The organism is Brevundimonas sp. (assembly GCF_016463295.1).
Taxonomy (GTDB): domain Bacteria; phylum Pseudomonadota; class Alphaproteobacteria; order Caulobacterales; family Caulobacteraceae; genus Brevundimonas.
Window position 1 is genome coordinate 1 of record NZ_JAEMRO010000089.1, and the last position, 7,635, is coordinate 7,635.

Below are 7,635 nucleotides of genomic sequence, written 5' to 3' on the forward strand. Positions count from 1 at the left end.
GGATCTCGTTCTCGCGCATCACCTCGACCAGGGCGTGGCGGATCATTTCGGAGGCGCGCAGCTGCCGCTGGCTGACGGTACCGGCCTTGGCGGCGGGCCTGGACTTGTGGGTGCTCATGGCGGTGTCTCCTCGTCGCCCGCCGGGGCTCGGACCCGGCTCGAAAAAGCGAAGGGGCGGGGTCTAGGCCTCGGGACGGCCTAAGTCCAGCACCCCGCCCGGCGACGGTCAACAGAGGGGCAGGTTGTCCGGATTGGGCAGCGGGCGCACGCGCCGGTCGCCGGGTTGCAGCAGAACGGGACCCGCCGCCGTCAGCGCGACCAGATTGGCCCCCACGCAGCCGTAGTCAGCCCATGGCCCGTTGTTCTCGATGATCAGGACCGGATCGCTCATCAGATCGCGGCGGATGGCCCAGTCGGCCTGTCCCCGAGGCCCCAGATCGCCTTCGATCACCAGCAGTTGTCCCGGCCCGGCCTGAAGCCCGTTCTCGCCCTCGGTCAGATAGCGCAAGGCGATCGCACCCCGGCCCGTGTCGGTTGCCGCATCGCCATAGGCGACCAGCATCGCGCGTCCGCCACCGAAGTAGGAGACCTCGCCGTCGCGAAAGATCGCCTGACCCGTCGGAGTGTCCAGGGTGACCGGCGGCACCCGGCCCCAGATGGCGTAGGAGGCCTGCAGTCGGCTCTCGGCCTGGGATTGCGCCGGACGGCGACGCGCGCTCTGAATGCCGGCGTCCGCAGGCGGGACAGGCAGCGTTGCGACGGGAGCCGTCTTCTCGTCGGTGGTCGGCACGGTAGGGGCGTCTACAGACGCTGTGGCCCCGGACCGCGCGTCGCAGGCGGCAAGGATCAGAGCCAGGGCCGCGCCCCCTGACAGACGCCAGAACCTCGCCATCAAACCCTCCTCACTGCGGGCCGTCATGGCCTCTCCGCAGAGACTATGGAGTGCGGTCCGACTGCAGAAAAGGGACCCGCCGCGTCGCGTCAGATGCCGTCATGACTTCGCCCGCCGTGACGGAGCGCAGCGGACGCACGGTGATGCCGCCCGCATTCAGCACACCTGCCGTCCAGTGGTTGCACAGGTGGCCGATCCAGAAATGCTCGCGACTGGCATAGAAGCGGGCGTCATCACCGGAGCGGCTGGCCGCGATGCGGGCGGCACCGCCGGTCAGCTGCAGCGAGGCCTCGACGTGGTCCAGCATCCGGGTCAGGGCGCGCTGCGACAGGGTCAACGTATTGCGATTAGCGGCGGCGAAGCGCGTCGTCGGATCGGTCTGGTCCGGATCCAGCATGATGACCGAGCGATTGCCTGGGGCGAAGAAGGCGCGCCCCCCGTCCAGCAGCCGCCCCTCCATCGGGCTCTGATCCACATAGAATTTGGCGTCGCCCCAGCCGATCAGGATCCAGTCGCCGGGGGCCAGCGACCGCGCGGCCTCGCCCAAGGGGCCAGGGCGCCGGGTCAGGGCGGTACGCGGCACGGCCAGATCGGTGTGAAAGCCGTTGTTGAGCAGGTGGACCCGAGTGGTCGCCTCGCCGGGACGGGGAGCCAGCGCGGCGTCGCCCGCCGCGGTCCAGGTCCACAGGGCGGCGACGACGCCGAGGGCGCCGGCCAGTACGCCCCGCGTCAGCGCGCCGCTGGTTCGGCTGGACCTGCGCCTCCGCTTCATTGAGCTTTCAGGGTGACAATCACGCAGGGCTCGCCGAGAGATGTGGTCTCGGAGGCTCGCGGAAACAGCATCAGATCGACGGTGTTCTGGCGGTGAAGCAAAGCCACGCTCGACGGGGCGGCGTCTGCGCACAAGGCCGAGGGCGCGACTGCCTCCGCCTCTGAATCCGGCACGACTTCACGCAGCTCGATCTGGGCATCGGCACGTGCATCCAGCCTCTCGGCAAAGGTCTGGCCGGGCGCGAAGACGTCCGCTCCGGCGGCGATCCGCAAGGGGCGGGTGGTCAGGGTCTGATCACCCAGGATCACCCTTGGACCGTCAAAGGTAGCGACCAGCGGCACCTCGGCATCGAGTGACACGAAGGTTCCCGTCAGGAGGACATCGACCAGGTCGGCCGCCACGGGCGGTGTCGGGTCGAGGGCCTCGCGGATATCGGTCGTCCGGTCGCCCAGCCAGTCGCCCGCCCACTGCAGGGCCGGGGCCGCGCCGTCGCGCACCGCGTGCCACGCCTGGACCGCCTGCCTCTGCTCGATGGCCAGCAGGAACAGCACCAGACACACGACCGCCAGCACCGCATTCAGCGGCATCAGCCAGCGGGCCGAGGACCCTTGCGACGGATAATGGGCGGCGATCATCGACCACAGTTTAGCGGGGCGGGCCCGCCTTGCGAATAGCTATCGCGCAGGTGGGGTATCCGCCGAGGCGAGGCGACCGTCCAGCTTGCGGACCAGCTCGGCATAGACCGAACCAGCCAGTTCGACCGTGGCGGGGTCCAGCTGTTCCATCGTGTCCTCGCTGGAATGGATCAGGCGGAAGACCTGGGGCGCGAAGCCTTCGGCCAGGCCGTTGGTCTCGCCGCCATTGAAGGCCAGCCACATCTGATGGGCCCCGACATGATCCTGAAAACCCAGGGACACGACCGGCGCACCCGCTGCCGAAAACGCACGGTCGTCCGAGGGCGGATAGACCGGAAAGCCGACGCAGGGCATGGCGCGTTCGGCGCAGACCTCGCGCACCGCACGGGTGACGAAGGCGGACTGATCGCCGTTGTTCTGACCGTACATCAGGGTGTCGCCATAGCCGGCGACGTCGGAGCTCACCACGGCGCGGACATCGGTCAGGCCGTGCGCCTCGATCCATTTGCGCGCGCCGATCAGGCCCAGCTCCTCTTGATCCAGCAGGATGACCCGGACCGTATGCCCAAGATGCTGGGCTCGCAGCAGCTCGGCGGCGCGTACGACGGCCACGACCGAGGCGGCATTGTCGACGACGCCGTGCGACAGGGTGCCGTCGCGCAGCGTGACCGCGTCATAGTGGGCGGTCAGCAGGATTTCGCCGGTCAGGTCGGTGTCGGTGCCCTCGACGGTAAAGGTGACGTTGCGGCCGGTCACCGGGCCGGAGCGGTCGTTGCCGCCTTGGAACGTCTCGACCTCCGGCTCGAACCCGGCGGCGCGGACGAGGTCGATCACCGCCTGGGTGCGCGCCTCGTTGGTGGGCTGGACGAAGGCGGCGACCTTGCTGCGCAGGCCCGTGGGGTCCTCAGGGGCCTGGGCCAGGACGGGCGTCGCGGCACACAGGAGCGCGGCGACGGCGATGGAGCGGAACAGCATATGAGACCCCCGGATGATCAGGAGGCCTCGGTAGCGCGGTCCTCGCCCCGGCGCACCTTAAAATGCCGTCAGCTTTTCAGCCGCCATCCCGACTTGAAGACCCGCCAGCAGGCATAGGAACCAAGGATGGTCAGGGCCGCGCTGGTCGCGACGCCAACCCAGACATTGCCCTCGGCATGGCCGATGAAGCCGAAGCGGAAGCCGTCGATCATGTAGAAGATCGGGTTGAAATGGCTGATGGTCGCAAACGGCTCGGGCAGGTTGCCGACCAGATAGAAGGTGCCGGACAGGAAGGTCATCGGCATGATCAGAAAGTTCTGCACTGCCGCCAGCTGATCGAACTTCTCGGCCCAGAGCCCTGCGAAAACGCCCAGCATTCCCATCATCAGCGAGGCAGTCAGGCTGAACCACAGGATGGCCGCGACATTGGCCAGGCCCAGTCGCGCGAACGGCATGACGCAGACGGCCGTGACCGCCCCGACCACGATACCGCGTGTCGCCGCCCCCATGGAAAAGCCGATGGTCAGCTCCAGCGGGCTGAGCGGCGGGGTCAAGAAGTCCGTCGCCGTGCCCATGATCTTCGCCTGGATCAGGCTGGAGGAGGCATTGGCGAAGGCATTGTTCAGGATGGCCATCATGATCAGGCCGGGGGCCACGAACTCGGCGAACGGCGTGCCGTCGATGGGCGGGCGCGAGTCCTTCAGCGCGACGACGAAGACCAGCATGTACAGCAGCGTGGTCACTACCGGCGCGGCGACCGTCTGGGCCCCGACCTTCCAGAACCGGCGCACCTCGCGCAGGTACAGGGTCTTGACCCCCACCCAATTGACCCCGTCGTAGCGACGCGGTTGCGGCAAACCTGAGGGACGGGTCGAGCTGAGATCGGTCATCCCCGCCAGATCGCGGTTCGACGGCCCTTGCGCAACCCCCTGACATGCCCGCAACCTGCGAACGGACCACTATTCCTGCCTCGGAGCCCGACATGAGCCTGCGCCGCCTGCTTCTCGCCTCGTCCGTCGTGCTTGCGCTTTCGGGCGGGGTTGCCCTCGCCCAGGAGGCGGTTCCGGTCGCCAGCGTCGAGGCGGCGGTTCAGGCGGTCAATCCGCGCGTCATCGCCTGGCGGCGCGACTTTCATGCTAACCCCGAATTGGGCTTTGCCGAGACGCGCACGGCAGCGGCAGTGGCCGAGCATCTGCGGTCGCTGGGGCTGGAGGTTCGCACGGAGGTCGGGCGCACCGGCGTCGTCGGCATCCTGCGCGGGGCGCGCCCTGGCAAGACGGTGGCGCTGCGGGCCGACATGGATGCCCTGCCGGTCGAGGAGGCGACGGGCTTGCCCTTCGCCTCGACCGCGACCGGGACCTATTTGGGCAATACGGTGCCGGTGGCTCATGCCTGTGGCCACGACGCCCATGTCGCCATGCTGATGGGGGCCGCCGAGGTCCTTGCCGGCATGAAGGACCAGATCGCCGGCACCGTCGTCTTCATCTTTCAGCCCGCCGAGGAAGGGGCCCCTCCCGGAGAGCCCAAGGGCGGTGCCGCCCTGATGATCGAGGAGGGCGCGCTGAGGGATCCGCGTCCCGACGCCATCTTCGGCCTGCATGTCGTGCCGGGGCGGCCAGGGACCATCTTCTATCGCCCGCGCGGTTTCATGGCCGCGTCGGACCGGGTGGACATCGTCCTGAACGGTCGCCAGACGCACGGGGCCTGGCCGTGGAAGGGCGTCGACGTCATCGCCGTGACGGGACAGGTCATCGAGACGATCAACACGCTGACCGCCCGCACCATCGACCCGACCACGACGCCGACGGTCTTCACCATCGCCACGATCGATGCGGGCGTGCGCTACAACATCATTCCGGACCGGGCTGTGCTATCGGGCACCCTGCGCACCTTCAACATCGCCCAGCGCGACGATCTGGTCCGCCGGACGGAGGCCGCCGTCGGCCATGTGGCCGAGGCCTACGGCGCGACCGCCGAGTTTTCCGTGCGCCAGAACGCGGCCCTGGTCTTCAACAACGAGGAACTGTCCGCCTGGCTGGCCCCCGTGCTGGAAGAGGCGGCTGGTTCAGGCAACGTCAATCCGGCCAGCCCCGAGACCACCGTGGCGGAGGATTTCAGCTATCTGTCGCAGGAAGTGCCGGGGGTCTTCTACCACCTGGGCGGCAGCGCCGACGGCGTCGATCCGGCGACATCGCCGCCGAACCATTCGCCCAGTTTCGATGTCAATGAGGCCGTGCTGCCGGTGGGCGTAAAGGCCCATGTCCTTACGGCCCTGCGGTTCCTGGAGCGCTCATGACCGGGAAACCATATTCATCAACCCGCTGAAAACCTTGTGAGCGCAATCTCGCGGATCGAGGGGCCGATTGCGGCCCGGGATCACAGGAATGCGCCAGCTCCCCGTCAATCTGCCGCCGATGCAGCGCCAAAGTGGGGGTGGTCGCATGCGCGAGGCCATCTTCTTCTGCCTCTCCTTCGCGGCGGTCTTCGGCGCGGCCCTTCTGGTCCTCAGCTGGTTCAGCTAGCCAGGCGGGCCATGACGGCCCCGATCACCCGCTCATAGACATCCGTCAGCGCCTCCAGCTCGGCGACGGGCACGCGCTCGTCGACCTGGTGCATGGTCTGGCCGACCAGGCCCAGCTCCAGCACCGGACACATGGCGCGGATGAAGCGGGCGTCGGAGGTGCCGCCGGTGGTCGAGGCGACGGGGCGGCGACCGGTCTCGGCCTCCACCGCCTCCTGCACCGCCGTGACGAAGTCGCCGGCGGGGGTCAGGAAGGCGTTGCCCGAACACAGATGCTCCAGCTCGATCCGCAGGCCACTGTCGGCCTGCGCCTCGCCCGCCACGCTGTTCAGCCAGGCGATCAGATCGTCGCCGGTGTGGGTCGGGTTGAAGCGGATGTTCAGCCGCGCCTTCGCCTCTGACGGGATGATGTTGGTGGCCGGGTTGCCGATGTCGATGGTGGTGATTTCCAGGTTCGAGGGCTGAAAGGCCTCATAGCCCTGATCCAGTTCGTGGTCCGCCAGCCGGGCCAGCAGACGCGCCATCACAGGCGCAGGATTGGCCGCCCGGTCCGGATAGGCGACGTGCCCCTGTTTGCCGTGGACGGTGATCCAGGTGTTCAGCGAGCCGCGGCGCCCGACCTTGATCATGTCGCCCAGGGCCTGTTGCGAGGACGGCTCTCCGACCACGCAGGCGTCGATGACCTCGCCCTCGGCCATCAGGGCCTCGACCACCCGCTTGGTGCCGTGCAGGGCCGGGCCTTCCTCGTCGCCGGTGATCAGGAAGGATAGCGAGCCGTCCGGCTCTCCTGCGGCCAGCACCCGCGACACGGCCGCCGTCCAGGCCGCGATGCCGCCCTTCATGTCCACCGCCCCACGTCCGTACAGGACGCCGTCCTTCACCTCGGCGGCAAAGGGATCGGACGACCAGGCCTCGACGCGCCCCGTCGGGACCACATCGGTATGACCGGCGAAGCACAGATTGGGCGAGGCCGTGCCGCGTCGGGCATACACGTTCTCGATCCGCGCATCCGGGCCCACGCCCGTCGGCCCCTCGAACACCATGCGGCGGCAGGTGAAGCCGAGACCCGTCAGCGCCCGCTCCAGCACATCCATCGCGCCTTCATCGGCGGGGGTTACCGAGGGAATGCGGATCAGGTCCCGCGTCAGTTCGACAGGATCGATAACCGGATGTGATGGGGCGTTCATGGAGCCAAGCTTTACGCAAAGCCCCGACCCGCGCAAAGAGCGTCATCATGCCCAAGATCGACATCGATGCCGCACCCACCGGCCATGGCACCGGCTATCCCGAAGCGTTCGCCGCGCCGTGCAAGCCGCGCCGCCGCTGGCGTCTGGGCGACGCCGTCGGGCTGGATCAATTCGGGGTCAATCTGCTGCGGCTGCCGGATGGGGCCTGGTCCAGCCAGCGACACTGGCACGAGGGCGAGGACGAGTTCGTCTGGGTCGTCTCCGGCGAGGTCGTGCTCGTCGAGGATGAGGGCGAAACCGTCCTGCGCGCCGGCGACTGTGCGGGCTTTAAGGCCGGGGTGCCCAACGGCCACAAGATCGAGAACCGATCCGGCGCCGAGGCCGTTCTGCTGGAGGTCGGTAGCCGCGTGCCGGGCGGCGACAACGGCGACTATCCAGACATCGACATGGTGTTCCGGCAGGACGTCTTTCTGCGCCGCGACGGCACCCCCTTTCCGAAAGTCGATCGCCGCACGTGACCGAGACCATCGAAACGACCGAGCCCGTCCAGCCTCCACCGCCCCCCGGCGAACCGTCCAGCCCCTGGGCCATCCGCGACTTCCGCCTGCTGTGGCTGGGGCGGGTGGCGGCGGTGCTGGGGATACAGATCCAGT

Annotated in this window: 9 protein-coding genes; 3 read left to right on the forward strand and 6 right to left on the reverse strand. The window is 68.4% G+C overall.

The genetic code is table 11. The features are described 5' to 3' along the window. Window positions 1–226: 226 nt before the first annotated feature. The 5 genes from JHC81_RS12670 to JHC81_RS12690 all read right to left on the reverse strand — a co-directional run bounded on the left by JHC81_RS12670 (window position 227) and on the right by JHC81_RS12690 (window position 4,164). A complete protein-coding gene (locus JHC81_RS12670; RefSeq protein WP_292175242.1) occupies window positions 227–919 on the reverse strand; it encodes a hypothetical protein in 693 nt (230 codons plus the stop codon). Between the two features lie 16 nt (window positions 920–935). Next, the gene (locus JHC81_RS12675) at window positions 936–1,664 is read right to left on the reverse strand and encodes a DUF2459 domain-containing protein (RefSeq protein WP_292175244.1); all 729 of its coding nucleotides are present in this window, start codon (window positions 1,662–1,664) and stop codon (window positions 936–938) included. After that, a complete protein-coding gene (locus JHC81_RS12680) occupies window positions 1,661–2,299 on the reverse strand; it encodes a hypothetical protein (protein ID WP_292175246.1) in 639 nt (212 codons plus the stop codon). The genes JHC81_RS12675 and JHC81_RS12680 overlap by 4 nt, the downstream gene beginning before the upstream one ends. 39 nt (window positions 2,300–2,338) lie before the next feature. Then, window positions 2,339–3,274 (reverse strand): M20/M25/M40 family metallo-hydrolase, encoded by a 936-nt coding sequence (locus tag JHC81_RS12685; RefSeq protein WP_292175248.1) that lies wholly within the window; start codon window positions 3,272–3,274, stop codon window positions 2,339–2,341. A 68-nt stretch (window positions 3,275–3,342) separates the two neighbouring features. Beyond that, complete coding sequence (locus JHC81_RS12690; RefSeq protein ID WP_292175249.1) at window positions 3,343–4,164, reverse strand: ABC transporter permease; 822 nt, start codon at window positions 4,162–4,164, stop codon at window positions 3,343–3,345. A 92-nt stretch (window positions 4,165–4,256) separates the two neighbouring features. On the opposite strand from JHC81_RS12690, the gene JHC81_RS12695 reads away from it, so the two are divergent. Then, a complete protein-coding gene (locus tag JHC81_RS12695; protein WP_292175251.1) occupies window positions 4,257–5,570 on the forward strand; it encodes an amidohydrolase in 1,314 nt (437 codons plus the stop codon). A gap of 88 nt (window positions 5,571–5,658) precedes the next feature. Next, window positions 5,659–5,796, forward strand: a complete 138-nt coding sequence (locus JHC81_RS12700; protein ID WP_292175252.1) for a hypothetical protein — start codon at window positions 5,659–5,661, stop codon at window positions 5,794–5,796. Here the strand turns inward: JHC81_RS12700 and dapE are convergent. Beyond that, on the reverse strand, window positions 5,789–6,982 hold the full coding sequence (gene dapE / locus JHC81_RS12705) for a succinyl-diaminopimelate desuccinylase (protein ID WP_292175253.1): 1,194 nt from the start codon (window positions 6,980–6,982) through the stop codon (window positions 5,789–5,791). The genes JHC81_RS12700 and dapE overlap by 8 nt on opposite strands. Before the next feature lie 47 nt (window positions 6,983–7,029). On the opposite strand from dapE, the gene JHC81_RS12710 reads away from it, so the two are divergent. Beyond that, window positions 7,030–7,500 (forward strand): cupin domain-containing protein, encoded by a 471-nt coding sequence (locus JHC81_RS12710; protein WP_292175255.1) that lies wholly within the window; start codon window positions 7,030–7,032, stop codon window positions 7,498–7,500. Window positions 7,501–7,635: the final 135 nt, after the last annotated feature.